The organism is Sphaerotilus sp. (assembly GCF_013299175.1).
Taxonomy (GTDB): domain Bacteria; phylum Pseudomonadota; class Gammaproteobacteria; order Burkholderiales; family Burkholderiaceae_C; genus Sphaerotilus.
Genome location: NZ_JAAFKF010000053.1, coordinates 1 through 26,033 on the forward strand (window position 1 = coordinate 1; position 26,033 = coordinate 26,033).

Sequence of the window (26,033 nt, forward strand, 5' to 3'; positions counted from 1 at the left end):
AATCGCCATCCTGAGCGCCAACTACATCGCCGCCCGGCTGGCCGACCACTACGACATCCACTTCAGCGGCGGCATCGACGGCGTGAAGGGCGGCGGCGTGGCGCACGAGTGCATCCTCGACCTGCGCCCGCTGAAGGACTCGTCAGGCATCAGCGCCGAGGACGTCGCCAAGCGGCTGATCGACTACGGCTTCCACGCGCCGACGCTGAGCTTCCCCGTCGCGGGCACGCTGATGGTGGAGCCGACCGAGAGCGAGCCGCTGGCCGAGCTGGACCGCTTCTGCGACGCGATGATCGCCATCCGCGGCGAGATCGCGCAGGTCGAATCCGGCGCCTGGCCCCGCGAGGACAACCCGCTCAAGCACGCCCCGCACACGGCGGCCAGCCTGCTCGCCAACGACTGGACCCACGCCTACGCCCGCGAAACCGCCGCCTACCCGGTGGCCAGCCTGCGCCGGGGCAAATACTGGGCGCCGGTCGGGCGGGTGGACAACGTCTACGGAGACCGGAACCTGTTCTGCTCGTGCCTGCCGGTGGGTGACTACGCGGGCGACTGAACGACTGGGCCTGTGTCAGGGTCGAGCGGTGTGCCAGACGCTGTTGACGCCGTCGCCGGTGGTGTCGCCGGCCTTCATGTCCTTGACCCAGGTGTAGAGCGGCTGGCCCTTGTAGGCCCACTGGCGCGTGCCGTCGTCGCGGGTGACGACGCTGTAGTCGCCGCGGGGTTTCGCATCGGCCGGGGCCATCAGCGGCGGCCAGTTCTTGGCGCAGGGGCCGTTGCAGACGCTGCGGCCGGCGGTGTCACGGTCGAAGGTATAGAGCGTCATGCCGGCCGCATCGGTCAGCATGCCGCCGGCGGTCATGGCCGGTGGCGGCGGTGCCACCATGGCGCAGGCACCGAGCACCAGCGCAGCCGAGACGGTGAGCACGAGGCGGACACGGCGGACAGAGGAAGGCGTGGAAGTCATGGCATGGTCTCCTGGACAAGCCCTCAGGATGCACCCGTTTCAATTCCTGGATAGCCACATGGTTCGCCCCGCGAACAGCGCGACAATCTCCGCCCATGAGTTCCCCGTACCCTGACCCCGCCGCCGCGGCCACGCCCGCACGCCAGCATTTCGCCAGCGACAACTACGCCGGCATGTGCCCGAACGCCGCGCGCTGGTTCATGGAAGCCCAGACCAGCGGCCACGAGCCGGCTTACGGCGACGACCGCTGGACGCAGGAGGTCTCGGAGCGGCTGCGTGACCTGTTCCAGACCGACTGCGATGTCTACTTCGTCTTCAACGGCACGGCGGCGAACTCGCTCGCGCTGGCCTCGCTGTGCCAGAGCTACCACTCGGTGATCTGCACCCCGGTCGCGCACATCGAGACGGACGAATGCGGCGGGCCGGAGTTCTTCTCCAACGGCTCCAAGCTGCTGACCGCCGAAGGGGAAAGTGCTGCCGCGAAGCTGGGCAAGCTCACGCCCGACGCCGTGGAAGCCCTCGTCACCAAGCGCAACGACCTGCACTACCCCAAGCCCAAGGTGGTGAGCCTGACGCAGGCGACCGAACTCGGCACCGTCTACAGCGTCGAGGAGGTCCGTGCCATCGCCGCGATCGCCAAGCGGCGCCACCTGAAGGTCCACATGGACGGCGCCCGCTTCGCCAACGCGGTGGCCACGCTGGGCTGCCACCCGAGCGACATCACCTGGCGCGCCGGGGTCGATGTGCTGTGCTTCGGCGGGACCAAGAACGGGCTGCCGATCGGCGAGGCGGTGGTGTTCTTCGACCGGGCGCTGTCGGAAGATTTCGCCTACCGCGTCAAGCAGGCAGGGCAGCTCGCGTCCAAGATGCGCTTCATCTCGGCGCCGTGGCTCGGTCTGCTGGAAAACGACACCTGGCTGGCCAATGCCCGCCACGCCAACGCGATGGCGCTGCGGCTGTACGGCGCGCTGGCGGATGTACACGGTGTCGAACGCCTGCATGCGCCCCAGGCCAACGCCGTCTTCGCTCGCCTCGCGCCCGCGGCCGTCCAGCGCCTGCACGCGCTGGGCTGGCGCTTCTACCAGTTCATCGCGGGGGGTGGCTGCCGCTTCATGTGCGCGTGGGACACGACGCCCGAGTCGGTCGATGCCTTCGCGGCCGACATCGTGCGGGTCTGCGCCGCGACCTGACCGCTCGACAGGTCGATCCGCCTTGATCTCTCCCACTCTCCAAGGACCACCATGACTGCTCGCCTGATCCAGAGCCTGCCGGACACCGGCGCACCCGCCCAACTCTTCATCCTGCTGCACGGTGTCGGTGCATCCGCCGACGATCTCGTGCCACTGGCCAAGGCGCTGCGGGCGTCTTTCCCGCAGGCGGCCTTGCTGCTGCCAGACGGTTTCGATGCCTTCGACGCCGCGCCCACCGCCCAGGGCAGACAGTGGTTCTCTGTCGTCGGCGTCACCGAGGAGAACCGCATCGAGCGCGTGCAGGCGGTCGTGCCAACCTTGATCGACTGGGTGCGCGGCCACCAGACGCGCCTCGGCGTGGGGGCGGCGGCGACGGCGCTGGTCGGCTTCTCGCAAGGCAGCATCGTGTCGCTCGAAGCAGCGGTGGCGGCGCCGGATCTGGTCGGGCGGGTGCTGGCGTTTTCGGGCCGCTTTGCACGGCTGCCCGACGTGGCGCCGCCGCTGACCACCTTCCACTTCTTCCATGGCGGACAGGACACGGTCATCCCGGCGCAGCAGTCCACGGCCGCGTTCGAGCATGTGGCGGCGCTGGACAACGGCGACGCCACGCTCGACATCGCCGACGAGGTGGGCCATGCACTGCATCCGGCGCTGCTGGAACGGGCCATCTTTCGCCTGACGCACCACGTGCCGCCGCGGCTGTGGCGCGAGGCGATGAGCCTGGCGGGCGCGCCGACCGGATCCGCGTGAACACGGCGATCCGGGACGAACTGCGCGCCAATCGGCGCTGAATTTCGGGGATTGCGCACCGGGGAGTGCCGCGACAGTGCAGGCAATGCCCTCCACTTCGTCCGCCCTCCCCATGCCGCTGCCCCCCCAGTCCGACTGCGATTGCGCTCCACCCCAAGACGCCCGTGCGGACCCGGACACCCCCGCACTGGCCGACGGGCCGCGCATGATGGTGGCCGAGGTGGTGCCGGTGTGGCAGCGCCATGTGGAAGCGTCACGGGTGGCCGTGGAAAGCGGCATCGGTGATCTGCTGGAGTCCTTCTCGCGCTTGTGCGATGGCCTGCTGGCGGCGAGTCGGCGCAGCCTGGATACCGGCACCAGCACGGGCACCGACACCACCCCTTGCGCCGCATTGGTGGCCATGGGCGAAGGCCAGCACCGTGTCCTGACCCGCCTGCTCGACGCGCTGGACACCACCCACCAGCGCCGCGAGCAGCTCCTGGCGCAGCTCGCCGAGTCGCTGGTGCAGCTCGACGCCGTCGAAACCGACCTGCGCACCCACCTGCCCGACGCCACCACGCCGCTGCAGCGGCTGGACGACCGCCGCGCGGCGCTGGCCCTGCTGTCGCAGCAAGTGGCCGCCGATACCCGCAGCGACCACGCCCGCCAGGACCAGGCGCTCGCGCAGGCCCGGCAGTCGCTGGCCGCGCTGGCGGTGGCGCATGCCGAGCCGGAGGCCGCCGCCTGCGCTGCGCTGCAGTCGTGGAGCACGCGCATCGAGAAGGATCTGGAGCGCGTGCTGCTGGGAATGCAGTTCCAGGACCGGCTCAGCCAGACCTTGAACAACGTCGCCCGCGACATGCAGCGGTTCACCGCATGGATGCGCGACAACGAACACGCCAGCCACGCCGACGCCATGCGCTGGCTGGCCGAACTGGAGCGTTCCTACACGATGCAGGAGCAGCGCGCCCGCCACCACGGCCAGTCCGATGCCCCGTCGCAAGCCGGCAGCGTCGAGTTTTTCTGACCCGTACCCAGGCACGCCACCCCATGACCACCTCCACGCCCACGCTCCTCGCCACCGGCAAGACCATCCTCGTGATCGACGATTCGAGCAGTTTCCGCACCGTCGTCAAGCTCGCCCTGCAGAAGGCCGGCTACACGGTGGTGGAGGCTGTGGATGGCGAGGACGCCGTGGCCCGGCTCGACACGCATCCCCCGGCGCTGATCGTCTGCGATGTCAACATGCCGCGCATGGACGGGCTGAGCTTCGCGCGCCACGTCAAGACGACCGCCGACCACCGCTTCACGCCCATCCTCATGCTGACCACCGAGTCGCAGGACGCCAAGAAAGCGGAAGGCCGCGCCGCAGGGGTGCGGGCCTGGATCACCAAGCCCTTCCAGCCGTCGCAGCTCGTGGATGCGGTGGCGCGGCTGTGTCCGTGATCGACGGTGATCTGACCATCCGCCACGCCGCCCGGCGCCGCACGCAGTTGCTCGACTGGCTGGCGCAGGCCGGGCCGGACGAGGCGCTGGACGTGGCGCAGGTGTCGGCCTGCGACACGGCGGGACTGCAACTGCTGCTGGCCTTGCGCCGCAGCCGGGCCGCGCAAGGCCACGGTCTGCACCTGCGCAATGCCACGCCTGCGCTGGTGGGCGTGCTGCAGCGCACCGGACTGGTCGCGCTGCTGGCGGACCCACCGGCCGACGCGCACGGCTGACCGCGGTGGGCCAGTACCTGCGCTTCGCACTCGGGCCGGGCCGCTACGCCGTCGGGCTGGACCGGGTGCAGGAAATCCTCGAAGTCGGTGCGCTCACGCCCGTGCCGTTGATGCCGGACTGCGTGCGCGGGGTGATGAACCTGCGCGGCGCGGTGGTGCCGGTGATCGACCTCGGCCGCCGTCTTGGGCTGGAGTTGACCCGGATCGGGCGGCGGACGTGCATCGTGGTGGTGGACCTGGGTGGGGCCACCAGCGACAGCGCATCCCCCATGGGCATGCTGGTCGATGCCGTGGACGAGGTGTTCGCGGCCAGCGACATGGAGCACGAGGCGGTGCCGCCGCTGGGCACCGCCGTGGAGCCGCGCTATCTGCGCAGCCTCGTGCGGGTGCGGGGCGAAGCGACGCCGGAGCTGGACCTGCCCGCGGTGCTCGATCCGGCGGCGCTGGTCGGTCGCTAGGCGCCGGGCCGCGCTCAGTCCGCTGCCGGCACGGCGCCCGGCAGCGGTTCGATCGGCAGCTCCACATCCCCGCACTGCGCCCGGTGCCGCAGCACATGGTCCATCACCACCAGCGCCAGCATCGCCTCGGCGATCGGCGTGGCGCGGATGCCGACGCAAGGATCGTGGCGCCCGAAGGTTTCCACCGTGGTCGGCTCGCCCGCGCGGTTGACCGACTCGCGCGGGGTGCGGATCGAGCTGGTCGGCTTGATGGCGATCGACACCACCAGATCCTGCCCGGTCGAGATCCCGCCGAGCACGCCACCGGCGTTGTTGCTGCGAAAACCCGACGGGGTCATCTCGTCGCCGTGCTCGGTGCCACGCTGGGCGACCGAGGCGAAGCCGGCACCGATCTCGACCCCCTTGACCGCGTTGATGCCCATCATGGCGTAGGCCACGTCGGCATCGAGCTTGTCGAACAGCGGATCGCCCAGCCCGACCGGCATGCCGCGGGCCACGACCTGGATGCGTGCGCCGCAGGAGTCGCCGGCGCGGCGCAGGTCGTCCATGTAGGTTTCCAGCGCCGCGAGCTGCGAGGTGCCGGGAGCGAAGAAGGGGTTCGACGGGATCTGTGTCTCGTCCTCGAAGGGGATCTCGATCGGGCCGAGCTGGCCCATCCAGCCGAGGAAGGTGGTGCCGTACTGCGCCTTCAGCCACTTCTTGGCCACGGCACCGGCCGCCACCATCGGCGCCGTCAGCCGCGCCGAAGACCGGCCACCGCCGCGCGGGTCACGCAGGCCGTACTTGCGCCAGTAGGTGTAGTCGGCGTGGCCAGGACGGAAGGTGTCGAGGATGTTGCCGTAGTCCTTGCTGCGCTGGTCGGTGTTGCGGATCAGCAGGCAGATCGGCGTGCCGGTGGTCTGCCCCTCGTAGACACCGGACAGGATCTCGACCTGGTCCGGCTCGTTGCGCTGGGTGACGTGGCGGCTGGTGCCGGGGCGGCGGCGGTCGAGATCGGGCTGGATGTCGGACTCGGACAGCGCCAGCCCCGGGGGGCAGCCGTCGATGACGCAGCCGATGGCCGGGCCGTGGCTTTCGCCGAAATTGGTGACGCGAAACAGGAGACCGAAGGTGCTGCCGGACATGGTGCGGGGTGGGTGGGTGCGCTGAGGGGATCGCGTGATTGTAGGCGGGGAGTTTTGGCGGGGAACTGGGGGGTCTATGCCCCTTTGCTCCAGTCCTCTGGGCGACAGCACCCCTTGAGAATCAACGCCAACGCACCGCAAGGACCACGATGAGCACGGCCCTGAAGCACCCGACCACCCCGCGGCCCTCGACCGGCAGTGGCGTGTCCTCGACCCAGCGCAACGGCGATGGCCCCAGCGACACCCGCCACCTGCGCGGCGAGTACCTGACCTTTCGCCTCGGCCACGAGGAGTACGGCATCGACATCCTCAAGGTGCAGGAAATCCGCTCCTACGAGGCACCGACGCGCATCGCCAACGCCGCTGCGTGCTTCAAGGGCGTGGTGAACCTGCGCGGCGTGATCGTGCCGATCGTGGATCTGCGCATCAAGTTCGGTTGCGAGCACGCCGACTACAACGGTTTCACGGTGGTGATCGTGCTGAACATCCGCGGTCGGGTGGTCGGCGCGGTGGTGGATTCGGTGTCGGATGTGCTGGAGCTGCCCGGCGAAGCAGTGCGCCCTGCCCCGGACATGGACAGCCACCAGGACATCCGCTTCATCACCGGCATCGCCAGTCTGCAGGAGCGCATGTTGATCCTGCTCGACATCGAACGCCTCATGGGCAGCCACGACCTGGGCCTGACGTCCACCACGTCTGCAGCGCCCGGCATGTGAGCGCCATGTCTCCAGTTCCAGCCGCGAGTCTTCCAAGACTCGTTTCGGGCACGGTGCGTTAAGGGCACCGTGCCTTTTTTATGGCATGGTGCAGCTATAACAATTGGTTACGTTCATGCACTTGCACGGCACAGGAAGCAACACGCCATGGTTGACCGCTTACGACACGCCTCCCTCCGGACCCGACTGGCCCTGGGCACGCTGGTGCCCCTGGGGCTGACCACCGTGGCCTTCGGGACGGTGTGGCTACCGGCCGTCACCGGCTCGGCCCATGCAGGCCGCTTCGCGCTGCTGTCGGCGGCCTTGCTGATGGCTGCGGTGGGAGTGGCCATGGTGATGCTGCAGATGAACACCCGCGCAGTCCTGCGCCCCCTGGAGGATGCCCATCGGATGACGAAGGCGCTGGGGCGGGGACAGTACGGCGTCCGTGTCCGCGTCGAGCGGCTGGACGAGGCGGGCCGCCTGCTGGTGGCGCTGGAGCAATTGGGGGACTATCTGGCCGTGGTGTTGCCGGAAGAAGACGCTGCAGCCACTGCCAAGACCGTGGTCAGGAGCACCCAGCCAAGCACGTCCACCTCCACATCCGGCGACTCTCTGGAGCGCATCGCCGAGCGGCTGCGCGGTGGCGGCGAGGCCCAGGACAGCGGACTCGGGCCGCACGCAGCGGCCGACCTGCCGCAAGCGCACACCGCCGCACGGACGACGGCACGCCTGCGGCTGGTGAACACTCAGCCCTGACCGCTGGTCGGCTCGGTGGCATCGGCTGGCCAGTCGCGGATGTACGCCTTGAGCATCCGGTTCTCGAAATCCTGGCTATCGACCACCGCCTTGGCCACGTCGTAGAACGAGATCACGCCCATCAGCATGTGGCCGCTCATCACGGGCATGTAGCGGGCATGGCGCTCCAGCATCATGCGGCGCACCTCGTCGATCTCGGTCTCTGGGGTACAGACCAGCGGCTGGGCGTCCATCACGCCGCGCACCTGCAGCGAACCCAGCGAGCCGCCATTGCGCACGACCGCCTGGATCACCTCGCGGAACGTGAGCATCCCGACGAGATGCCCCTGCGACATCACCACCAGCGAGCCGATGTCGCGCTCGGCCATGAGGTTGACGGCGTCGGCCAGCGCGTGGTCCGGGGTGGCGGTGTAGAGCGTGTTTCCCTTGACACGCAGGATGTCGCTGACTTGCATGGTGGCCTCTCGAATGCTGGAACTACAGGAGCTGTTGCGCCAATATAGCCCACAATGCGCGCAAATATCACCCTGAGGAGCCCCCGATGGCCGGAACCTCCGCCCCCGGATTCGACACCCTCGCCCTGCACGCCGGCAGCGCCCCCGACCCGAGCACCGGTGCCCGCGCCGTCCCGCTGCACCTGAGCACCTCCTTCGTCTTCGACTCCTGCGAACACGCGGCCTCGCTGTTCAACCTGGAGCGCGCCGGTCATGTCTACAGCCGGCTGTCCAACCCGACCACCGCCGTGCTGGAGGAGCGCATCGCCGCCCTCGACGGCGGCGTCGGCGGCCTGGCCACCGCCAGTGGCCAGGCGGCGCTGGTGCTGGCGATCACGACGCTGGCCGGTACGGGAGACCACATCGTCGCCAGCAGCTCGCTCTATGGCGGTTCGCACAACCTGCTGCACTACACGCTGCCACGCCTGGGCATCCGCACCACCTTCGTGCGCCCCGGTGACCACGATGCCTGGCGCGCCGCGATCCGGCCAGAAACGAAGCTGCTGTTCGGCGAGACGCTGGGCAATCCAGGGCTGGACGTGCTGGACATCCCCACGCTGGCGCAGCTCGGCCGCGACCACGGGCTGCCGCTGCTGGTGGACGCCACGCTGACGACACCGTGGCTGCAGCGCCCGCTGGACCTCGGGGCCGCGCTGGTGCTGCACTCGGCCACCAAGTTCCTCTGCGGCCACGGCACGGTCGTGGGCGGGCTGCTGGTGGACGGTGGCCACTTCGACTGGGACGCCGCCCACGCGCAGCACGGCCGCAGCGCCACGCTGTGCGAACCCTACGACGGCTTCCACGGCATGGTGTTCACCGAAGAAAGCTCCGTCGGTGCCTTCGGTCTGCGGGCGCGGCGCGAGGGCTTGCGGGACCTGGGCGCCTGCATGAGTCCGCACACCGCCTGGCTCGTCCTGCAGGGCATCGAGACGCTGCCGCTGCGCATGGCCCGCCACGTCGAGAACACCCAGCGCATCGTCGAATTCCTCGCCACCCAGCCGCTGGTCGGCAAGATCCGCCACCCGTCCCGGTCCGACCACCTGGACCACGCCCTCGCGCAACGGCTGCTGCCGAAGGGCTGCGGCGCGGTGTTCAGCTTCGACCTGCAAGGCACGCGGGCACAGGGGCGGGCCTTCATCGAGGCGCTGGAACTGTTCTCGCACCTGGCCAATGTGGGCGATGCGCGCTCGCTGGTGATCCACCCGGCCTCGACCACGCATTTCCGCATGGACGACGCCGCGCTGGCCGCCGCCGGCATCGGACCCGGCACGGTCCGGCTGTCGGTCGGACTCGAAGATCCCGCGGACCTGATCGACGACCTCCAGCGCGCGCTCAAGGTGGCGCAGAAAGCCGCGTGATGCCCATGACTTCCACGTCCACGGTCCCCGCCGCACCGAGCCTCTACGCCTACACGGGCGGCCGACCGTTCGATCCCGCCCTGCCCTGTGTCGTCTTCGTCCACGGCGCGCTCAACGACCACAGTGTCTGGACGCTGGCGGCACGCTGGTTCGCCCACCATGGCCACGGCGTGCTCGCCGTCGATCTGCCGGGGCATGGCCGCAGCCCAGGCCCCGCGTTGCCGGATGTCGAGGCGATGGCCGACGCCGTGCTGGCGTTGCTGGCTGCGCGCGGTGTGCCGCGGGTGGCGCTGGTCGGCCACAGCATGGGGTCGCTGATCGCGCTGGAAGCCACCAGCCGCGCCGCGCCGGGCACCATCAGCCACCTCGTCCTGGTCGGCACCGCCTACCCGATGCGCGTCTCACCGGCGCTGCTCGCCACCGCCGCACGGCAGCCAGGCGCTGGAGTTGCTCGATGATGGGATCGACCTGCAAGGGATCGAGGTGCAGCCGCTCGCACAGCTCCACCAGCGCCACGCCACGCGCCGGACTGGCCTGTGCCTGTGCCAGCGCGCGCAGCACCGTCAGTGCCAGCATGAAGCGCCAGCCAGGCGCGACGGCGTGGCGCACCACGCGCATCTGCAGACTCGGCGCATAGGCCGCGATCACGGCCCCCAGCAGCACGATCACCCAGCCCAGGTAGATCCAGCTCAGCAGGATGGGCAGCGTCGCGAAGGCACCGTAGATGGTGGTGTAGGTGGGAGCCAGACCCAGATACCAGGCCAGCCCGCGCTTGGCCAGCTCGAACCCGACCGCCACGAACACGCCGCCGAGTCCCGCATGGCTCCAGCGCACCTGGGTGTTGGGCACGAACTTGAACAGCGCGGACATGCCGGCCGCCATCACGCCAAGCTCCACGACGCCGAGCAGCAGCGACACACCGCCCGGCAGCGACTCCACCACCCCGCTGGACGCCGACACCGCATACGAGGTCACGGACAGGCTCACGCCCAGCACCAGCGGCGCCAGCGTGGCCGTGGCCCAGTACACGAGCACGCGCTGCGCCAGCGGCCGGGTCTGCCGGACGCGCCAGATGGCGTTGAGCGAGCGGTCGATGGTCAGCAGCAGCGCGATCGCCGTGAACACCAGCACCACCAGACCCACCGCGCCGACCTGGCTCGCCTTGCTGGCGAACAGCGTCAACTGCTTGAGCACGGGGCGGGCAATCGCATCCGGCACCAGGTTCTGCAGGAAATACACCTCCAGCGCCTTGCGGAAGCTCGCGAACATCGGGAACGCCGTGAACAGCGCAAAGGTCACGGTCGCCAGCGGCACCAGCGAGATCATGGTGGTGAAGGTGAGGCTGCCGGCGGTGATGCCGAGGCGGTCTTCGCGGAAACGCTGGCGCAGGGTGCGCAGCGTGTCGAGCCAGGGCCAACGCTGAAAGGCGGCCCAGCGACGGCTGAGTGGGTTCATGTGGCTATCATGCCAAAGCCGAAATGACAACGCTGAACCGCCAGCACGACGATGACCGATCCCAACGCCACTGCCACTGCCACTGCCCCCATCTCGGCGCCTGTCCCGACCCTCTCCGTGCAGCGCAGCCGCTGGCTGGCCTTTTGCACCTGCGTGGCACTCGCCGTGCTGGGTCTGCTCTGGGAGCTGTCGCTGGCCCGCACCGGCACCGGCACGCTGGCCATCAAGGTGATCCCGCTGCTGCTGGCCCTGCCCGGACTGTGGCGCATGAAGCTCTACACCTACCGCTGGCTGAGCCTGGCGGTGTGGCTGTACGCGGCCGAGGGTGCCGTGCGCGTCAACAGCGCGCCGGGGCGGGAGGTGCTGTTGGCAGGTGTCGAAACCCTGCTGGCGGTACTCCTGTTCACGGCCTGTGCCTGGCATGTCCGTGCGCGGCTTGCAGCGGGGCGCCAGACCTCCGCCACGGTGGCCCCCGCCGCGGCCTGAAAACGGAGCGTGTCCATGTCCTCCCCGTCGCCCGCCCCTGTCCCGTTTCCTTCCACGCTCCTGACCGATTTGCGCTCCGCGGTCGGTGAGTCCCATGTGCTCCAGGGCGGAGACCTCGGCGCCTATGAGCGCGACTGGCGCAAACGCTGGCACGGCCGCGCGCTGGCCGTGGTGCGGCCCGGCAGCACGGCCGAGGTGGCGGCGGTGCTGCGCGCGTGTGCCCGGCACGGCACAGCGGTCGTGCCCCAAGGCGGCAACACCGGGCTGGTGGGTGGCTCGGTGCCGGACGACTCGGGCACGCAGATCCTGCTCAACCTGGGGCGGCTGAACCGGGTGCGCGCCATCGACGCGGCCAACCTGACCATGACGGTCGAGGCCGGCTGCGTGCTGCAGGCGGCGCAGGCGGCAGCCGAGACAGCGGGGTTGCTGCTGCCGCTGAGTCTGGCAGCGGAAGGCAGTTGCACCCTCGGCGGCAATCTCTCGACCAATGCCGGCGGCACCCAGGTGCTGCGCTATGGCAACGCGCGCGAACTCTGCCTCGGGCTGGAGGTGGTGACACCGGACGGCGAGGTCTGGGACGGTCTGAGCGGGCTGCGCAAGGACAACACCGGCTACGACCTGCGCCACCTCTACATCGGCAGCGAAGGCACGCTCGGCGTGATCACCGCGGCCGTGATGCGCCTGTATCCGCAGCCGGCTGCCTCGATGACGGCGCTGGCGGCCTGTGATTCGGTGGCGCAGTGCGTGGCGCTGCTGCAATTGGCACAAGGGCGGGCAGCGGCTTCACTGACCGGCTTCGAGGTGGTCAGCGACTGCGCCCTGTCGCTGGTGCGCAAGCACTTCCCGCAGATCCCGCAGCCACTGCCGCCAGCGCCGTGGACCGTGCTGCTCGAAGTCTCCGACGCCGAAAGCGCCGAACACGCCCGGACCGTGTTCGAGGGCCTGCTGGAGGCGGCGCTGGAGTCCGGGGTGATCACCGACGCGGCGGTGGCCACGTCCGTGGCGCAGTCGCGGGCGATGTGGCACCTGCGCGAATCGATCTCCATGGCACAGGCCGAGGAAGGTCTCAACATCAAGCACGACATCGCCTTGCCCGTCTCGCGCATTCCCGCGTTCGTGGCCAGCACGGATGCGGCACTGGCGCGGGCGTTTCCGGGCGTGCGGCTCGTCAACTTCGGCCACCTCGGCGATGGCAACCTGCACTACAACGTGCAGGCGCCGCTGGGGGCCTCGGCGCCAGCGTTTCTGGCGCAGCAGGAGCACGCGGTCAACACGCTGGTCTACGACGCGGTGCAGGCGCACGGCGGTTCCATCTCGGCCGAGCACGGCATCGGGGCACTGAAGCGGGAAGAGCTGGCGCAGCGCAAGTCGCCGGTGGCGCTGTCGCTGATGCGGGCGATCAAGCAGGCGCTCGACCCGGACCAGCGCATGAATCCAGGCCGGATGCTCTGAGGCCCCGCCCCGTCAGGGGTCAGTCGTGAGCCCAGGCGTCTGCCGGCTTCCAGGTCAAGGCCCAGCGTCCGGCACGCCACTGCTGCAGCCACAGCAGGCCGACCATGGTCTTGGCGTCGGTGACACGGCCATCGGCGATCCAGTCCGCCAGCTCAGCCTCGGTGGCGGCGAACACGTCGAGGAATTCACCCGCATCGAGCTGCCGCTCGCCGGCCACCAGTCCGCGGGCGAACCAGACCTCGATGCGCTCGCTGGAGTAGGCGATGGCGTTGTGCAGCTCGCCAGCGCAGGCCCACTCGGCCGCCCGGAAGCCGGTTTCCTCGAACAGCTCGCGCACGCCGCAGACGATGCCCGGTTCACCGGCTTCGAGCTTGCCGGCCGGGAATTCGAGGTACGCGCGGTGCATCGGGTAGCGGTATTGCCGCTCCATCACCAGCCGACCGTCGTCCAGCAGCGGCACGACCATCACCGCACCGGGGTGGACGATGTATTCACGGTTGGCCGTGTTGCCATCGGGCAACAGCACGTCGTCCTGGCGCACCTGGAGGAAATGTCCTCGGTACGCCTCGCGCGACTGCGCACAGACCTCGCGCAGGTGGGCGTCGTCGGCAGGCAATGCGTTCAGTGGCGGCAAGGACATGGGATCGGAGTCCATGGTCAGTGTGATCGGCGCAGATGTCGCCACACGAAGCCGGGGAAGGCCAGCGTCAGCATCACGCAGGCCAGCACGGCATAGAACTGCCAGCCCTGCTCGGCCGTCTGGCTGTTGCGGCCTTCCAGCCAGCGCCCGAGACCGATCGTCACCGCCGTGCAGAGCATCAGCTCCAGCAGGCGCACCGCCACACCCTTGCCCGGCCGCCGGGGACCGACCGCCAGCAGCCGGTCATTGAAGAACGGCAGATTGGCCAGCAGCACCGCCAGCAGCAACACCAGCCAGACCGATGCGGCCGACGACATCAGGTTGCCAGCGCCTTGACGATGGCCTGGGCACACATGGCCATCAGACCACCCGGCAGGATGCCCAGGAGCAGCACGGCCGCCCCGTTGAGCGACAGCACCGCACGCGCGTCGGCAGGCATGGCGATCGCAGAGGTGTCGGTCGGCTCTTCGAAGTACATGACCTTGACGATGCGCAGGTAGTAGAAGGCACCGATCAGCGACATCACGACCGCGAAGACCGCCAGTTGCAGGTGCAGGGTGTCATTGGTCGAGATCAGCGACTGCAGCACGGCCAGCTTGGCGTAGAAACCGACCATCGGCGGCACACCCGCCAGCGAGAACATGAAGATGCCCATCACGGCGGCCAGCACCGGGCTGCGGCGGTGGAGGCCGGACAGGTCGGCAATCTCTTCTGCCTCGAAGCCCGCACGGGCCATCAGCATGATCAGGCCGAAGGTGCCCAGCGTCGTCACCACGTAGGTGATGATGTAGAACATGGCAGAGCTGTAGGCGTTGGCGGCCGACAGCGTGTTGCCGTTGACCACGCCCGCCAGCAGGCCGAGCAGCAGGAAGCCCATCTGCGCGATGGTGGAGTAGGCCAGCATGCGCTTGAGGTTGGTCTGCGCGATGGCGGCCAGGTTGCCCACCAGCAGCGAGCACACTGCCAGCACCATGAACATCTGCTGCCAGTCCACGGCAAGACCGAGCATGCCGTCCACCAGCAGGCGGATCGTCATGCCGAAGGCCGCGATCTTCGGCGCACCGGCGATCAGCAGCGTGGCCGCTGTCGGCGCACCCTGGTACACGTCGGGCAGCCACATGTGGAAAGGCACGGCGCCCAGCTTGAACGCCAGACCGGAGACGATGAACACGAGGCCGAACACCAGCACCTGGCGGTTGACCTCGCCCTTGCCGATGGCGTCGAAGATCTTGCCGAGGTCGAGCGAGCCGGTCGCGCCGTACATCATCGACATGCCGTAGAGCAGGAAGCCCGAGGCCAGCGCGCCCAGCACGAAGTACTTCATCGCCGCTTCGGTGGACTGCGCATGGTCACGGCGCAGGGCCACCAGCGAGTACAGCGACAGGCTCATCACTTCGAGGCCGAGGTACAGGGTCAGCAGGTTGTTGCCCGACACCATGATCGAGATGCCCAGCAGCGAGAACAGGCTGAGCGTGTACAGCTCGCCCTTGAGCATCTCGCGGCTCTCGGCATAGGGGCGTGCGTACACCAGGGTCACGGCCACGGCGATGGTCGCGAACAGGGCCAGCAGGTGGCCCATCGGGTCCATCACCACCATGCGGTTCATCGCGTAGTAGGTTTGCCCTTCGTTGAAGGACACCCAGTGCATGCCCGCCAGCGCCACCAGCGTCAGCAGGCTCAGCACATGCGTGGGCGTGCGCTTCGGGTCGGTCACGAACAGGTCGGCCAGCGCGACGACGCAGGCCATCACCAGCAGGAAGATCTCGGGATACACCGCGAGCCAATTCATTGCAGTCATGGGGTGCAGTGCTCCAGGATCACAGTTTCGACACGCCGACGTGGCGGATCAGCTCCGTCACCGACACATGCATCACGTCGGTGAAGGGCTTCGGGTACAGGCCCATCGCCAGCGTGCAGGTCGCCAGCACGGCCAGCAGCAGGAATTCGCGGGCGTTGATGTCGGTGAGGTCGCGCACATGGTCGTTGGCGATCTCGCCGAAGTAGACCCGCTTGACCATCCACAGCGTGTAGGCTGCGCCGAAGATCAGCGCGCTCGCCGCCAGCATGCCGATCCAGAAGTTGTACTGCACGGCACCGAGGATCACCATCCACTCGCCGATGAAGCCCGCCGTGCCCGGCAAGCCGGCGTTGGCCATGCCGAAAAATACCGCGAACGCCGCGAACTTGGGCATGGTGTTGGCGACGCCACCATAGGAGGCGATTTCACGCGAATGCACGCGGTCGTACAGGACGCCGATCGACAGGAACATCGCGCCCGACACGAAGCCGTGGGAAATCATCTGCACCAGACCGCCGGAAATGCCCAGTTCGCTGAAGTAGAAGAAGCCCAGGGTGACGAAGCCCATGTGCGCGATCGACGAGTACGCCACCAGCTTCTTCATGTCGGTCTGCACCATGGCGACCAGACCGATGTAGACCACCGCGATCAGCGACAGCGTGACCAGCAGACCCGACCACTCGTGCGAGGCGTCCGGGGCGATCGGCAGCGAGAACCGCAGGAACCCGTAGGCGCCGAGCTTCAGCATGATCGCGGCCAGCACGATGGAGCCACCCGTGGGGGCTTCGACGTGGGCGTCCGGCAACCAGGTATGAACCGGCCACATCGGCACCTTCACCGCGAACGCCGCGAGGAAGGCGAAGAACAGCATCGTCTGCGCACCGATCGGCAGCGGGAGCTTGTGCCACGTCAGGATGTCGAAACTGCCACCCGACTTGTAGTACAGGAAGATCAGTGCCAGCAGCAGCAGCAGCGAGCCGGCCAGCGTGTACAGGAAGAACTTGATCGCGGCGTAGACCCGGCGCGGGCCGCCCCAGAGGCCGATGATGATGTACATCGGGATCAGGGTCGCTTCGAAGAACACGTAGAACAGCATGCCGTCGGCGGCCGAGAACACGCCGACCGTCAGGCCCGACATGATCAGGAAAGCGCCGATGTACTGGTGTGCCCGGTCGGTGATGACTTCCCAGCCGGCCAGCACGACGATGATCGAGATGAACGCTGTCAGCAGGACGAACCACACCGAGATACCGTCCACGCCGAGGTGGTAGCGGATATTGAAGCGCGGGATCCAGGCGAGGTTTTCCTGGAACTGCAGCGCGGCAGTGGTGGTGTCGAAGCCGGAGACCAGCGGCAGCGTGACCGCAAAGCCGATCAGCGCACCGATCAGGCCGATCCAGCGGGCGGCCTTGGGTTGGTCGTCACGCCCGATCGCCAGCAGCAGCACGCCGAAAGCAATGGGAATCCAGATCGCAAGAGAGAGGTATGCCATGGTGTCGTCCCTCCGCTCAGCGATGCAGCCACACGAACCACGTCATCAGCGCGAAGACGCCGACAAGCATGACCAGTGCGTAGTGGTAGATGTAGCCGGTCTGGAACAGCCGCACGAGCGAGCCGATCCAGCCCACCAGACGGGCAGAACCGTTGACCACCAGGCCATCGATGATCGCCACGTCGCCGATCTTCCACAGGCCGCGCCCCAGCAGGCGGGCGCCTGCAGCGAGGATGTTCTCGTTGATCCAGTCCATGTAGTACTTGTTTTCCATCACCGTCACCAGCGGCGCCAGCGCACGGGCGAAGAACGCCGGGACGGCCGGAACCAGCATGTAGAACACGTAGGCCGTCACGACACCACCCAGAGCCAGCAGGAAAGGCAGCGTGCCGAACGCATGCATCGCCATGGCCGCCGCACCATGGAACTCCTGCGCCAGCTCTTCCATCGCCGGGTGCGCGTGCAGGTTCACGGAGATCGCATCCTTCAGGAAATCGCCGTAGAGCATGGGCTGGATCGTCAGGTAGCCGATGACCACCGACGGGATCGCCAGCAGCAGCAGCGGGACCGTCACCACCCACGGCGACTCGTGCGGCGTGTGGGCGTGGGCACCGTGGCCGTGGTCGTCCTCGTCGTGGTGGTCGTGTTCACCCGGGAACGGCTTGTGGTGGAAGTGTTCCTTGCCGTGGAAGACGAGGAAGTACATCCGGAACGAGTAGAACGCGGTCACGAACACGCCGATGATGGCCGCCGCGTAGGCGATCGGCGCGGCAGGCAGCGTGCTGGCGTGCAGGGCCTCGATGATCGAGTCCTTCGAGTAGAAGCCCGAGAAGAACGGCGTGCCGATCAGTGCGAGCGAACCCAGCAGCGACGTGATCCAGGTGATGGGCATGTACTTGCGCAGGCCGCCCATGTTGCGGATGTCCTGGTCGTGGTGCATGCCCATGATGACCGAGCCGGCACCCAGGAACAGCAGCGCCTTGAAGAAAGCGTGCGTCATCAGGTGGAACACGGCGACCGAGTAGGCCGACGCGCCGAGCGCCATCGTCATGTAACCCAGTTGCGACAGCGTCGAGTACGCGACCACGCGCTTGATGTCGTTCTGGATGATGCCCAGGAAGCCCATGAACAGCGCCGTGATCGAACCGATGACCAGGATGAAGTTCAGCGCGGTGTCCGACAGCTCGAACAGCGGCGACATGCGCGCCACCATGAAAATGCCCGCCGTCACCATGGTCGCGGCGTGGATCAGCGCGGAGATCGGGGTCGGGCCTTCCATCGAGTCCGGCAGCCAGACGTGCAGCGGGAACTGCGCCGACTTGCCCATCGCGCCGATGAACAGGCAGATGCAGATCACCGTGATCAGCATCCAGTCACCGCCCCAGGTGTCATACGGGAAGACGATCTTTGACAGCTCCCCCGCCTTGGCGAAGGTCTCGGTGTAGTTCAGGGTGCCGGCGTAGGCACAGACCAGACCGATGCCGAGGATGAAGCCGAAGTCCCCGACCCGGTTCACCAGGAACGCCTTCATGTTGGCGAACACCGCCGTCGGCTTCTTGAACCAGAAACCGATCAGCAGGTAGGACACCAGACCCACGGCTTCCCAGCCGAAGAACAGTTGCAGGAAGTTGTTGCTCATGACGAGCATCAGCATCGAGAACGTGAACAGCGAGATGTAGGAGAAGAAGCGTTGGTAGCCTGGATCTTCTTCCATGTAGCCGATGGTGTAGAGGTGGACCATCAGCGACACGAAGGTGACGACGCACATCATCATCGCGGTCAGGCCGTCGATCATGAAGCCGACTTCCATCTTCAGGCCACCGAGCACCATCCATTCGTAGACGGTCTGGTTGAAGCGGGCGCCATCCAGCGCGACCGCCTTGAGCGTCATGGCCGACAGGATGAAGGCGATGAGCACGCCCAAAATGGTGGCGACGTGCGAGCCGGCACGGCCGACCGACTTGCCGAAGAAGCCGGCGATCACCGCGCCCGCCAGAGGGGCAAGCGGCACGGCCAGCAGCATCGATTGCGAGAGCTGAGTCATTTTTCTGGTGCTTCCCTTGGCGTCAGCCCTTCAGCGAATCGAGTTCGTCCACGTTGATCGTGGCGCGATTGCGGAACAGCACGACCAGGATGGCCAGGCCGATCGCGGATTCGGCCGCTGCCACCGTCAGGATGAAGAACACGAACACCTGACCGGCCATGTCACCCAGGTAGTGGGAGAAGGCAATGAAGTTCAGGTTGACCGACAGCAGCATCAGCTCGATGGCCATCAGCAGCACGATCAGGTTCTTGCGGTTCAGGAAGATGCCGACCACGGAGATCGCGAACAGGATCGCGCCCAGCGTCAGGTAATGTCCGAGCGAGATCATGCGGTTCCTTTCGGGACGGCGTCGGTGGCGGGTGCAGCAGCGGGCACGGAGGCCAGTTCACGTACCGGCGCCATCTTCACGATGCGCAGGCGATCGGCCTTCTTCGCCTTGACCTGCTCCGACGGGTTCTGGCCGCGCACGTCCTTGCGGCGGCGCAGGGTCAGTGCGATGGCGGCAATGATCGCCACCAGCAGCAGCACGGCCGCGATTTCCAGCGGATAGAGGTAGCGGGTATAGATCTCGACACCCAGCAGCTTGGTGTTGGGCATGCCGGCGATGCCGGCCATCGGCTTGACCACCGAGGTGTTGAAGCCGCGCTGCAGCACCCAGGCCATCTCCAGCGCGATCACCACGCCCACGGCAGCGGCCACCGGAAAGTGGGTCCAGAACCCCTGCTTCAACTGCGCGATGTTGATGTCCAGCATCATCACCACGAACAGGAACAGCACCATGACGGCGCCGACGTACACCAGCACCAGCGAGATCGCGAGGAACTCGGCATGCAGCATCATCCAGATGCACGAGGCGCTGAAGAAGGACAGCACGAGGAACAACGCGGAGTGGACCGGGCTGTTGGCCGTGATGACGCGGAACGCCGAAAGCAGCAGCACGGCGGAGAAAACGTAGAAGAGCGCGGAGGTGGTGTCCATGGTTCAGCGGTACTTGGCGTCCGCCTCCTTGTTGGCTGCAATCTCTTGTTCGTAGCGGTCGCCGACGGCCAGCAGCATGTCCTTCGTGAAGTACAGGTCGCCGCGCTTTTCACCGTGGTATTCGAAGATGTGCGTCTCGACGATCGAATCGACCGGGCAGCTCTCTTCGCAGAAGCCGCAGAAGATGCACTTGGTGAGGTCGATGTCGTAGCGCGTGGTGCGGCGGCTGCCGTCGGCGCGCACGTCCGATTCGATGGTGATCGCCATCGCGGGGCACACGGCCTCGCACAGCTTGCAGGCGATGCAGCGTTCCTCGCCGTTCTCGTAGCGGCGCAGGGCATGCAGGCCACGGAAACGCGGCGACATCGGCGTCTTCTCTTCCGGAAACTGCACAGTCACACTGCGCTGGAAGAAGTGACGCCCCGTCAGCTTCATGCCCTTGAGCAACTCAAGCAGCATGAAACTGGAGACAAAATCCTTGACACTGGCCACGGCGGACATGGTTGTTTTCCTCTCGCGGGCTCGGGTTATTGCCAGATGTTCCAGGGCGACTGGATCCACAGACCCACCACCACCAGCCACACCAGGGTGATCGGGATGAAGATCTTCCAGCCCAGGCGCATGATCTGGTCATAGCGGTAGCGCGGGAAGGTCGCACGCACCCACAGGAACATGGTCGCGACGCAGAAGGTCTTGATGCCCAGCCAGATCCATCCGGGGAGGAACGACAGGAAGGACACCGGTGCATCCCAGCCGCCCAGGAACATCAGCACGGCCAGCATCGACACCAGGATCATGTTGGCGTATTCGGCCAGGAAGAACATGGCGAACGACATGCCCGAGTACTCGATCATGTGACCGGCCACGATTTCCGCTTCGCCTTCGACCACGTCGAAGGGGTGGCGGTTGGTCTCGGCCAGACCGGAGATGAAGTAAACGATGAAAATCGGGAACAGCGGCAGCCAGTTCCACGACAGGAAGTTCAGGCCCATGTCGGCGAAGCGGCCCTTGGTCTGGCTCATGACGATGTCGGTCATGTTCAGGCTGCCGGCGACCATCAGCACGACCACGAAGCAGAAGCCCATCGCGATTTCGTAGCTGACCATTTGTGCCGACGCCCGCATCGCACCCAGGAAGGCGTACTTCGAGTTCGATGCCCAGCCGGCGATGATCACGCCGTAGACCTCCATCGAGGTGATCGCCATCAGGAACAGCAGACCGGCGTTGACGTTGGCCAGCGCGACTTCGGGACCGAACGGCACGACCGCCCATGCGGCCAGCGCCGGCATGATGGTCATGATCGGGCCGAGGAAGAACAGGCCCTTGTTCGCGGCGGTCGGGGCGATGATCTCCTTGAAGATCAGCTTCACGGCGTCGGCGATCGGGGTCAGCAGGCCCCATGGACCCACGCGGTTCGGGCCGGGGCGGATCTGGGTCCAGCCGATGGCCTTGCGTTCCCACAGGGTCAGGTAGGCGACGCAGCCCATCAGCGGCAGCAGCAACGCGACGATCTTCAGCAGTGTCCAGACCACAGGCCATGCACCTCCCAGGGTCGCGGCGCCGACGGTTTGCAGGGTGTCCAGCATCATTCGGTCCTTCTGCGGCTCAGGCGCGTTCGACGCTCAGGGCACCGAACACGGCTCCCAGGGCGGCGGTGGAGGGATGACCGGCGCTCACGCGGACGGTGTTGGGCGCCAGCGTGGCATCCAGTGCGGCCGGCAGCACGACACTGCCCCCGCCCTGCTGCACACGCACCTTGGCGCCATCCTGCAAGCCCAGTTGCGCCCAGAGTGCGGCGTTCAGGGCCACCAGCGGAGCCTTGGCGTCCGCTGTCTGTTGCAGCGACGGAGCACGGCGCACAACTGCATCGGTGGCGTAGACCGGCACGTTGGCGATGCGCTGCAGGCCGGCCGGCGCGGTGACGGGTTGCGGTGCGGTGTTGCTGCGGTTGGACAGACGGGACACGACCTTGGCGGCCTCCGTCAATCCCGCCGTGGCGCGCACGTCCTCGACCGACTCCTGCGTGAAGCCGTTCAAACCCAGCAGGTTGCCCAGCACGCGCAGCACTTTCCAGCCCGGACGCGTGTCGCCGAGCGGACGCACGACACCATGAAAGCTTTGCACGCGGCCATCGGCGTTGACGAAGCTGCCACCGGTTTCCGTGAACGGCGCGATCGGCAGCAGCACGTCGGCGAACTCGACATTCGCCTGGAACGGGCTGAACGCGACGACCATTTCGGCGGCCTGCAGCGACTTGGCGGCCAGCGCAGCGTTGGCAGCGTCCAGCACCGGCTCGGTGTTGAACAGCAGGTACGCCTTGAGCGACTTGGCCAGCATCTGACCCGCATCCAGACCGCCCTGCCCCGGCTGCGCACCCACCAGTTGGGCACCGACGCTGTTGCCCGCGTCCCCCAGGTAGCCACAGCGGGCACCGGTCTGCTCGGCGATCCAGTTGGCAATCGACAGCAGCTCGGCGGCCTGCGGATGGGCGGCGGCGGCGTTGCCCAGCAGCACCGCCTTGCGCTCGCCCGACAGCAGTGCGTTGGCGATGGCTTGCGCTTGCTCGCCCGGCGTCACCGACAGCGGTGCAGTCACGCCCTTGGCGGTGGCCACCGCGGCAGCGACCTCGATCAGCACCGACAGCCAGTCCGACGGCGCCGCGACGATCTCGCCCGCCACGCTCATCGCCCAGTCGTCCGACAGCGCGCCGACACGCATCACCTTGGCACCGCGGCGGGTGGCCTGGCGCAGGCGTTGTGCGAACAGCGGATGGTCCTTGCGCAGGAAGGAGCCGATCACCAGCACGCGGTCCAGCGTGGACAGCTCGGCGATCGGCAGACCCAGCCAGCGCACGGCCCCGGCTTCGGTGCGGAAATCGCTGTGGCGCAGGCGGTGGTCGATGTTCTGACTGCCCAGACCCCGCACCAGCTCGGCCAGCAGGAACAGCTCTTCGTTCGTGCTCATGGCCGAGGCCAGCGCACCCACCGAAGCGGCACCGTGCTGGGCGGCGATGTTCTTCAGGCCATTGGCGACATATTCGAGCGCGGTCGTCCAGTCCACCGGCTTCCACTGACCACCCTGCTTGAGCATGGGCTGCGTCAGGCGAGCGTCGCTGTTGAGCGCCTCGTAGCTGAAGCGGTCGCGGTCGGCGATCCAGCATTCGTTGACGGCGTCGTTTTCCAGCGGCACCGCGCGCAGCACCTTGTGGTTCTTCACCTGGACGATCAGGTTGGCACCCGTCGAATCGTGCGGGCTGACGCTCTTGCGGCGCGAGAGTTCCCAGGTGCGGGCCGAGTAGCGGAAGGGCTTGCTCGTCAGCGCACCGACCGGGCAGATGTCGATCATGTTGCCCGACAGCTCGGAGTCGATCGTCTGGCCGACAAACGTGGTGATCTCGGCGTGCTCGCCGCGCTGCAGCATGCCGAGTTCCATCTGGCCAGCGATTTCCTGGCCAAAACGGACGCAGCGGGTGCAGTGGATGCAACGGCTCATCTCTTCCATCGAGATCAGCGGACCGACCTCCTTGTGGAAGACGACGCGCTTTTCTTCTTCATAGCGCGAAGCCGATTTGCCGTAGCCCACCGCCAGATCCTGCAACTGGCACTCGCCGCCCTGGTCGCAGATGGGGCAGTCCAGCGGATGGTTGATGAGGAGGAACTCCATCACCGACTGCTGGGCTTTCAGTGCCTTGTCGCTCTTGGTGCGCACGATCATGCCCTGCGTCACCGGCGTGGCGCAGGCGGGCATGGGCTTCGGCGCCTTTTCCACGTCCACGAGGCACATGCGGCAGTTCGCGGCGATCGAGAGCTTCTTGTGGTAGCAGAAGTGCGGGATGTAGGTGCCCGCGGCTTCAGCGGCATGCATCACCATGCTGCCTTCGAGCACGGACACTTTCTTGCCGTCGAGTTCGATTTCAACCATGTTGGTTCGTCCCGGCCATGCAGGTCTTGTGTTCGATGTGGTGGACAAATTCGTGGCGGAAATGCTTGAGCATCCCGCGCACCGGCATCGCTGCCGCGTCCCCCAGCGCACAGATGGTGCGGCCCATGATGTTCTCGGCCACGTTGTCGAGCAGCGCCAGATCGTCAGGGCGGCCGTGGCCGGTCTCGATGCGGTCCACCATCTTCGACAGCCAGCCCGTGCCTTCGCGGCAGGGGGTGCATTGGCCGCAGGATTCGTGCGCGTAGAAGTAGGACAGGCGCTGCAGACTCTTGACCATGCAGCGGGTGTCGTCCATCACGATGACCGCGCCCGACCCGAGCATGGAGCCGGCCTTGCTGATGGAGTCGTAGTCCATCGTGCAGTTCATCATCACGTCGGCGGGCAGCACGGGTGACGACGAGCCACCCGGGATCACCGCCTTGAGCTTCTTGCCACCCTTGACACCACCGGCCAGCTCCAGCAGCTTGGCGAACGGCGTGCCCATCGGGATCTCGTAGTTGCCGGGACGCTCCACGTCACCGACCATCGAGAAGATCTTGGTGCCGCCGTTGTTCGGCTTGCCGCACTCCAGGTACGCCTGACCACCGTTGCGGATGATCCAGGGCACGGCCGCAAACGTCTCGGTGTTGTTGATCGTCGTCGGACGGCCATACAGACCGAAGCTCGCGGGAAACGGCGGCTTGAAGCGCGGCTGGCCCTTCTTGCCTTCGAGCGACTCCAGCAGCGCGGTTTCTTCACCGCAGATGTAGGCGCCGAAGCCGTGGAAGGCGTGCAACTGGAAGCTGTGCTTGCTGCCGAGGATGCTGGCACCCAGATAGCCGGCGGCGCGAGCCTCTTCCAGCGCCTCCTCGAAGCGGTCGTACGCGTCGAAGATTTCACCGTGGATGTAGTTGTAGCCAACCGAGATGCCCATCGCGTAGGCGGCGATGACCATGCCTTCGATGACGATGTGCGGGTTGAAGCGCAGGATGTCGCGGTCCTTGCATGTCCCCGGCTCGCCTTCGTCCGAGTTGCAGACCAGGTACTTCTGCACCGGCAACGCGCGCGGCATGAAGCTCCACTTCAGACCCGTCGGGAAGCCTGCGCCCCCACGGCCGCGCAGCCCGGACGCCTTCACGTCGGCGATCACCTGATCGGCGGTCATGCCCGCACCCTCACCTTGGGCGAGGATCTTGCGCAGCGCCTGGTAGCCACCACGGGCTTCGTAGTCCTTCAGGCGCCAGTTGCTGCCATCCAGCCCGGCGTAGATCTGCGGGTTGATGTGCCGGTCATGGAAACAGGTCTCGACACCCGTTGCCTGGAATTTGGAGAGGTCCAGAGTCATGTGCTTGTCCGCCCTGGTTCAGTTGACCGCAGCCTTGGCGTGCGCCTGGAGCGTGGCGACCAGTTCGTCGAGGCGGCTGTTGCTCATGTAGCTGACCATCTGGCGGTCGTTGACCAGCATCACCGGAGCATCTGCACAAGCGCCCAGGCACTCGCACTTCTGCACCGTGAACAAGCCGTCCGCCGTCGTGCCACCGTCTTCGACCCCCAGCTTCTCGCACAGGTAGTCCATCGCCTGCTGCCCCTTGCGCAACTGGCACGGCAGGTTGGTGCAGACGTTCAGCTTGAACTGTCCGACCGGGCGCTGGTTGTACATGTTGTAGAAGGTCGTGACCTCGCGCACCGCGATGGGGGCCATGCCGAGCACGTTGGCAATGGCCGCCTCCGCTTCGGCCGAGACCCAGCCCAGTTCCTGCTGGGCAATCGACAGACAGGCCATCACCGCCGACTGCTTCTGGTCGGCGGGGTACTTGGCAACTTCGCGCGCAAAACGCGCCAGGGTGGCTTCACTGAACATGGGGTTCGTCGCTTCCGGAATAGCAGCGGTCGGTCAGCGGTCGATCTCGCCGAACACGATGTCCATCGTGCCGATGATGGCCACGGCGTCGGCGATCATGTGGCCGCGCGACATCTCGTCGAGGGCAGCCAGATGCACATAACCGGGCGGGCGGATCTTCATGCGGTAGGGCTTGTTGGCACCGTCGCTGATCAGGTAGATGCCGAATTCGCCCTTCGGATGCTCGACGGCGGCATACGCCTCGCCTTCGGGCACATGGAAGCCTTCGGTGAAAAGCTTGAAATGGTGGATCAGCTCTTCCATCGAGGTCTTCATCTCGACGCGGGACGGCGGCGCGACCTTGTGGTTGCTGGTGATGACGGGGCCGGGGTTCTTGCGCAGCCAGTCCACGCACTGCTGGATGATGCGGTT

28 protein-coding genes and 2 pseudogenes are annotated in these 26,033 nt (G+C 67.0%); 13 read left to right on the forward strand and 17 right to left on the reverse strand.

Features of this window, described 5'->3' with window-relative positions; genetic code table 11:
* A pseudogene (locus tag QZW52_RS10680) lies at positions 1 to 556 on the forward strand (glycine dehydrogenase (aminomethyl-transferring)); the annotation flags it as partial.
* Between the two features lie 15 nt (positions 557 to 571).
* On the opposite strand, the gene QZW52_RS10685 reads toward QZW52_RS10680, so the two are convergent.
* The gene (locus tag QZW52_RS10685; protein WP_434738315.1) at positions 572 to 967 is read right to left on the reverse strand and encodes a COG4315 family predicted lipoprotein; all 396 of its coding nucleotides are present in this window, start codon (positions 965 to 967) and stop codon (positions 572 to 574) included.
* A gap of 95 nt (positions 968 to 1,062) precedes the next feature.
* Between QZW52_RS10685 and QZW52_RS10690 the strand changes: the two genes are divergently transcribed.
* The 6 genes from QZW52_RS10690 to QZW52_RS10715 all read left to right on the forward strand — a co-directional run bounded on the left by QZW52_RS10690 (position 1,063) and on the right by QZW52_RS10715 (position 5,065).
* Positions 1,063 to 2,157 (forward strand): threonine aldolase family protein, encoded by a 1,095-nt coding sequence (locus QZW52_RS10690; RefSeq protein WP_293998393.1) that lies wholly within the window; start codon positions 1,063 to 1,065, stop codon positions 2,155 to 2,157.
* Positions 2,158 to 2,208: 51 nt separating this feature from the next.
* A complete protein-coding gene (ypfH, locus tag QZW52_RS10695) occupies positions 2,209 to 2,907 on the forward strand; it encodes an esterase (RefSeq protein ID WP_293998395.1) in 699 nt (232 codons plus the stop codon).
* Positions 2,908 to 3,019: 112 nt separating this feature from the next.
* Entirely contained in the window at positions 3,020 to 3,913 is an 894-nt protein-coding gene (locus tag QZW52_RS10700) for a hypothetical protein (RefSeq protein WP_293998396.1), read from the forward strand.
* A 23-nt stretch (positions 3,914 to 3,936) separates the two neighbouring features.
* Positions 3,937 to 4,332, forward strand: a complete 396-nt coding sequence (locus QZW52_RS10705; RefSeq protein WP_293998398.1) for a response regulator — start codon at positions 3,937 to 3,939, stop codon at positions 4,330 to 4,332.
* A complete protein-coding gene (locus QZW52_RS10710; protein WP_293998400.1) occupies positions 4,329 to 4,607 on the forward strand; it encodes an STAS domain-containing protein in 279 nt (92 codons plus the stop codon). Before QZW52_RS10705 ends, QZW52_RS10710 begins: the two co-directional genes overlap by 4 nt.
* Before the next feature lie 5 nt (positions 4,608 to 4,612).
* A complete protein-coding gene (locus QZW52_RS10715; protein ID WP_293998402.1) occupies positions 4,613 to 5,065 on the forward strand; it encodes a chemotaxis protein CheW in 453 nt (150 codons plus the stop codon).
* Between the two features lie 14 nt (positions 5,066 to 5,079).
* Here the strand turns inward: QZW52_RS10715 and aroC are convergent, their stop codons facing one another.
* On the reverse strand, positions 5,080 to 6,189 hold the full coding sequence (gene aroC, locus QZW52_RS10720; RefSeq protein WP_293998404.1) for a chorismate synthase: 1,110 nt from the start codon (positions 6,187 to 6,189) through the stop codon (positions 5,080 to 5,082).
* 149 nt (positions 6,190 to 6,338) lie between these two features.
* On the opposite strand from aroC, the gene QZW52_RS10725 reads away from it, so the two are divergent.
* Positions 6,339 to 6,905: a chemotaxis protein CheW gene (locus QZW52_RS10725; protein ID WP_293998405.1), complete on the forward strand. Its 567-nt coding sequence runs from the start codon at positions 6,339 to 6,341 to the stop codon at positions 6,903 to 6,905.
* Between the two features lie 147 nt (positions 6,906 to 7,052).
* Positions 7,053 to 7,643 carry a HAMP domain-containing protein gene (locus QZW52_RS10730; RefSeq protein ID WP_293998406.1) on the forward strand — a complete coding sequence of 197 codons (591 nt, stop codon included), beginning with the start codon at positions 7,053 to 7,055 and terminating at the stop codon, positions 7,641 to 7,643.
* Here the strand turns inward: QZW52_RS10730 and QZW52_RS10735 are convergent.
* A complete protein-coding gene (locus QZW52_RS10735; RefSeq protein ID WP_293998407.1) occupies positions 7,634 to 8,098 on the reverse strand; it encodes a CBS domain-containing protein in 465 nt (154 codons plus the stop codon). The two genes, QZW52_RS10730 and QZW52_RS10735, sit on opposite strands and share 10 nt — an antisense overlap.
* 86 nt (positions 8,099 to 8,184) lie before the next feature.
* On the opposite strand from QZW52_RS10735, the gene QZW52_RS10740 reads away from it, so the two are divergent.
* Both QZW52_RS10740 and QZW52_RS10745 read left to right on the forward strand, forming a co-directional pair.
* Entirely contained in the window at positions 8,185 to 9,495 is a 1,311-nt protein-coding gene (locus QZW52_RS10740; RefSeq protein WP_293998409.1) for an O-acetylhomoserine aminocarboxypropyltransferase, read from the forward strand.
* A 5-nt stretch (positions 9,496 to 9,500) separates the two neighbouring features.
* Positions 9,501 to 9,944 (forward strand): annotated as a pseudogene (locus QZW52_RS10745) (alpha/beta hydrolase); the annotation flags it as partial.
* On the opposite strand, the gene QZW52_RS10750 reads toward QZW52_RS10745, so the two are convergent.
* Positions 9,853 to 10,950, reverse strand: a complete 1,098-nt coding sequence (locus QZW52_RS10750; RefSeq protein ID WP_293998411.1) for a YihY family inner membrane protein — start codon at positions 10,948 to 10,950, stop codon at positions 9,853 to 9,855. The pseudogene QZW52_RS10745 and the gene QZW52_RS10750 sit on opposite strands and share 92 nt — an antisense overlap.
* A 51-nt stretch (positions 10,951 to 11,001) precedes the next feature.
* Between QZW52_RS10750 and QZW52_RS10755 the strand changes: the two genes are divergently transcribed.
* Both QZW52_RS10755 and QZW52_RS10760 read left to right on the forward strand, forming a co-directional pair.
* Positions 11,002 to 11,436, forward strand: coding sequence for a DUF2069 domain-containing protein (locus tag QZW52_RS10755; protein WP_293998413.1), 435 nt, complete (start codon positions 11,002 to 11,004; stop codon positions 11,434 to 11,436).
* Between the two features lie 15 nt (positions 11,437 to 11,451).
* Positions 11,452 to 12,888 carry an FAD-binding oxidoreductase gene (locus QZW52_RS10760; protein WP_293998415.1) on the forward strand — a complete coding sequence of 479 codons (1,437 nt, stop codon included), beginning with the start codon at positions 11,452 to 11,454 and terminating at the stop codon, positions 12,886 to 12,888.
* Between the two features lie 19 nt (positions 12,889 to 12,907).
* On the opposite strand, the gene QZW52_RS10765 is transcribed toward QZW52_RS10760, so the two are convergent.
* The 13 genes from QZW52_RS10765 to QZW52_RS10825 all read right to left on the reverse strand — a co-directional run.
* Positions 12,908 to 13,543, reverse strand: coding sequence for an NUDIX domain-containing protein (locus QZW52_RS10765; protein WP_293998416.1), 636 nt, complete (start codon positions 13,541 to 13,543; stop codon positions 12,908 to 12,910).
* Positions 13,544 to 13,545: 2 nt separating this feature from the next.
* Positions 13,546 to 13,845 (reverse strand): DUF2818 family protein, encoded by a 300-nt coding sequence (locus tag QZW52_RS10770; protein WP_293998418.1) that lies wholly within the window; start codon positions 13,843 to 13,845, stop codon positions 13,546 to 13,548.
* Positions 13,845 to 15,326 carry an NADH-quinone oxidoreductase subunit NuoN gene (gene nuoN, locus QZW52_RS10775; protein WP_293998421.1) on the reverse strand — a complete coding sequence of 494 codons (1,482 nt, stop codon included), beginning with the start codon at positions 15,324 to 15,326 and terminating at the stop codon, positions 13,845 to 13,847. Before nuoN ends, QZW52_RS10770 begins: the two co-directional genes overlap by 1 nt.
* A 19-nt stretch (positions 15,327 to 15,345) precedes the next feature.
* Positions 15,346 to 16,818, reverse strand: a complete 1,473-nt coding sequence (locus QZW52_RS10780; protein WP_293998423.1) for an NADH-quinone oxidoreductase subunit M — start codon at positions 16,816 to 16,818, stop codon at positions 15,346 to 15,348.
* Between the two features lie 16 nt (positions 16,819 to 16,834).
* Positions 16,835 to 18,862 carry an NADH-quinone oxidoreductase subunit L gene (gene nuoL / locus QZW52_RS10785; RefSeq protein WP_293998426.1) on the reverse strand — a complete coding sequence of 676 codons (2,028 nt, stop codon included), beginning with the start codon at positions 18,860 to 18,862 and terminating at the stop codon, positions 16,835 to 16,837.
* A 22-nt stretch (positions 18,863 to 18,884) separates the two neighbouring features.
* Positions 18,885 to 19,190 carry an NADH-quinone oxidoreductase subunit NuoK gene (gene nuoK / locus QZW52_RS10790; RefSeq protein ID WP_293998429.1) on the reverse strand — a complete coding sequence of 102 codons (306 nt, stop codon included), beginning with the start codon at positions 19,188 to 19,190 and terminating at the stop codon, positions 18,885 to 18,887.
* Positions 19,187 to 19,840 (reverse strand): NADH-quinone oxidoreductase subunit J, encoded by a 654-nt coding sequence (locus QZW52_RS10795; RefSeq protein WP_293998431.1) that lies wholly within the window; start codon positions 19,838 to 19,840, stop codon positions 19,187 to 19,189. The genes nuoK and QZW52_RS10795 overlap by 4 nt, the downstream gene beginning before the upstream one ends.
* Positions 19,841 to 19,843: 3 nt before the next feature.
* Positions 19,844 to 20,341 (reverse strand): NADH-quinone oxidoreductase subunit NuoI, encoded by a 498-nt coding sequence (gene nuoI, locus QZW52_RS10800; protein WP_293998433.1) that lies wholly within the window; start codon positions 20,339 to 20,341, stop codon positions 19,844 to 19,846.
* 26 nt (positions 20,342 to 20,367) lie between these two features.
* On the reverse strand, positions 20,368 to 21,426 hold the full coding sequence (gene nuoH, locus QZW52_RS10805; protein ID WP_293998436.1) for an NADH-quinone oxidoreductase subunit NuoH: 1,059 nt from the start codon (positions 21,424 to 21,426) through the stop codon (positions 20,368 to 20,370).
* A 19-nt stretch (positions 21,427 to 21,445) separates the two neighbouring features.
* Positions 21,446 to 23,761: an NADH-quinone oxidoreductase subunit NuoG gene (gene nuoG, locus QZW52_RS10810; RefSeq protein ID WP_293998439.1), complete on the reverse strand. Its 2,316-nt coding sequence runs from the start codon at positions 23,759 to 23,761 to the stop codon at positions 21,446 to 21,448.
* Positions 23,754 to 25,106: an NADH-quinone oxidoreductase subunit NuoF gene (gene nuoF / locus QZW52_RS10815; RefSeq protein ID WP_293998442.1), complete on the reverse strand. Its 1,353-nt coding sequence runs from the start codon at positions 25,104 to 25,106 to the stop codon at positions 23,754 to 23,756. Before nuoF ends, nuoG begins: the two co-directional genes overlap by 8 nt.
* An 18-nt stretch (positions 25,107 to 25,124) precedes the next feature.
* Complete coding sequence (gene nuoE, locus QZW52_RS10820) at positions 25,125 to 25,622, reverse strand: NADH-quinone oxidoreductase subunit NuoE (RefSeq protein WP_293998444.1); 498 nt, start codon at positions 25,620 to 25,622, stop codon at positions 25,125 to 25,127.
* Between the two features lie 33 nt (positions 25,623 to 25,655).
* Positions 25,656 to 26,033: NADH-quinone oxidoreductase subunit D-related protein (locus tag QZW52_RS10825; RefSeq protein ID WP_473964389.1), on the reverse strand; the 378-nt coding region annotated here is incomplete at its 5' end.

Excerpts from the sequence above, each read along its gene's own strand:
- nuoF (WP_293998442.1), bottom strand. The coding sequence starts at position 25,106 with ATGACTCTGGACCTCTCCAAATTCCAGGCAACGGGTGTCGAGACCTGT.
- nuoN (WP_293998421.1), bottom strand. The coding sequence starts at position 15,326 with ATGACTGCAATGAATTGGCTCGCGGTGTATCCCGAGATCTTCCTGCTG.
- QZW52_RS10705 (WP_293998398.1), top strand. The coding sequence starts at position 3,937 with ATGACCACCTCCACGCCCACGCTCCTCGCCACCGGCAAGACCATCCTC.
- QZW52_RS10770 (WP_293998418.1), bottom strand. The coding sequence starts at position 13,845 with ATGTCGTCGGCCGCATCGGTCTGGCTGGTGTTGCTGCTGGCGGTGCTG.
- QZW52_RS10750 (WP_293998411.1), bottom strand. The coding sequence starts at position 10,950 with ATGAACCCACTCAGCCGTCGCTGGGCCGCCTTTCAGCGTTGGCCCTGG.
- nuoH (WP_293998436.1), bottom strand. The coding sequence starts at position 21,426 with ATGCTGGACACCCTGCAAACCGTCGGCGCCGCGACCCTGGGAGGTGCA.
- QZW52_RS10765 (WP_293998416.1), bottom strand. The coding sequence starts at position 13,543 with ATGGACTCCGATCCCATGTCCTTGCCGCCACTGAACGCATTGCCTGCC.
- QZW52_RS10730 (WP_293998406.1), top strand. The coding sequence starts at position 7,053 with ATGGTTGACCGCTTACGACACGCCTCCCTCCGGACCCGACTGGCCCTG.
- ypfH (WP_293998395.1), top strand. The coding sequence starts at position 2,209 with ATGACTGCTCGCCTGATCCAGAGCCTGCCGGACACCGGCGCACCCGCC.
- QZW52_RS10760 (WP_293998415.1), top strand. The coding sequence starts at position 11,452 with ATGTCCTCCCCGTCGCCCGCCCCTGTCCCGTTTCCTTCCACGCTCCTG.
- QZW52_RS10690 (WP_293998393.1), top strand. The coding sequence starts at position 1,063 with ATGAGTTCCCCGTACCCTGACCCCGCCGCCGCGGCCACGCCCGCACGC.
- QZW52_RS10755 (WP_293998413.1), top strand. The coding sequence starts at position 11,002 with ATGACCGATCCCAACGCCACTGCCACTGCCACTGCCCCCATCTCGGCG.
- nuoG (WP_293998439.1), bottom strand. The coding sequence starts at position 23,761 with ATGGTTGAAATCGAACTCGACGGCAAGAAAGTGTCCGTGCTCGAAGGC.
- QZW52_RS10685 (WP_434738315.1), bottom strand. The coding sequence starts at position 967 with ATGACTTCCACGCCTTCCTCTGTCCGCCGTGTCCGCCTCGTGCTCACC.
- nuoI (WP_293998433.1), bottom strand. The coding sequence starts at position 20,341 with ATGTCCGCCGTGGCCAGTGTCAAGGATTTTGTCTCCAGTTTCATGCTG.
- nuoL (WP_293998426.1), bottom strand. The coding sequence starts at position 18,862 with ATGACTCAGCTCTCGCAATCGATGCTGCTGGCCGTGCCGCTTGCCCCT.
- QZW52_RS10700 (WP_293998396.1), top strand. The coding sequence starts at position 3,020 with ATGCCGCTGCCCCCCCAGTCCGACTGCGATTGCGCTCCACCCCAAGAC.
- QZW52_RS10780 (WP_293998423.1), bottom strand. The coding sequence starts at position 16,818 with ATGGCATACCTCTCTCTTGCGATCTGGATTCCCATTGCTTTCGGCGTG.
- nuoK (WP_293998429.1), bottom strand. The coding sequence starts at position 19,190 with ATGATCTCGCTCGGACATTACCTGACGCTGGGCGCGATCCTGTTCGCG.
- QZW52_RS10735 (WP_293998407.1), bottom strand. The coding sequence starts at position 8,098 with ATGCAAGTCAGCGACATCCTGCGTGTCAAGGGAAACACGCTCTACACC.
- QZW52_RS10795 (WP_293998431.1), bottom strand. The coding sequence starts at position 19,840 with ATGGACACCACCTCCGCGCTCTTCTACGTTTTCTCCGCCGTGCTGCTG.
- nuoE (WP_293998444.1), bottom strand. The coding sequence starts at position 25,622 with ATGTTCAGTGAAGCCACCCTGGCGCGTTTTGCGCGCGAAGTTGCCAAG.
- QZW52_RS10740 (WP_293998409.1), top strand. The coding sequence starts at position 8,185 with ATGGCCGGAACCTCCGCCCCCGGATTCGACACCCTCGCCCTGCACGCC.
- aroC (WP_293998404.1), bottom strand. The coding sequence starts at position 6,189 with ATGTCCGGCAGCACCTTCGGTCTCCTGTTTCGCGTCACCAATTTCGGC.
- QZW52_RS10725 (WP_293998405.1), top strand. The coding sequence starts at position 6,339 with ATGAGCACGGCCCTGAAGCACCCGACCACCCCGCGGCCCTCGACCGGC.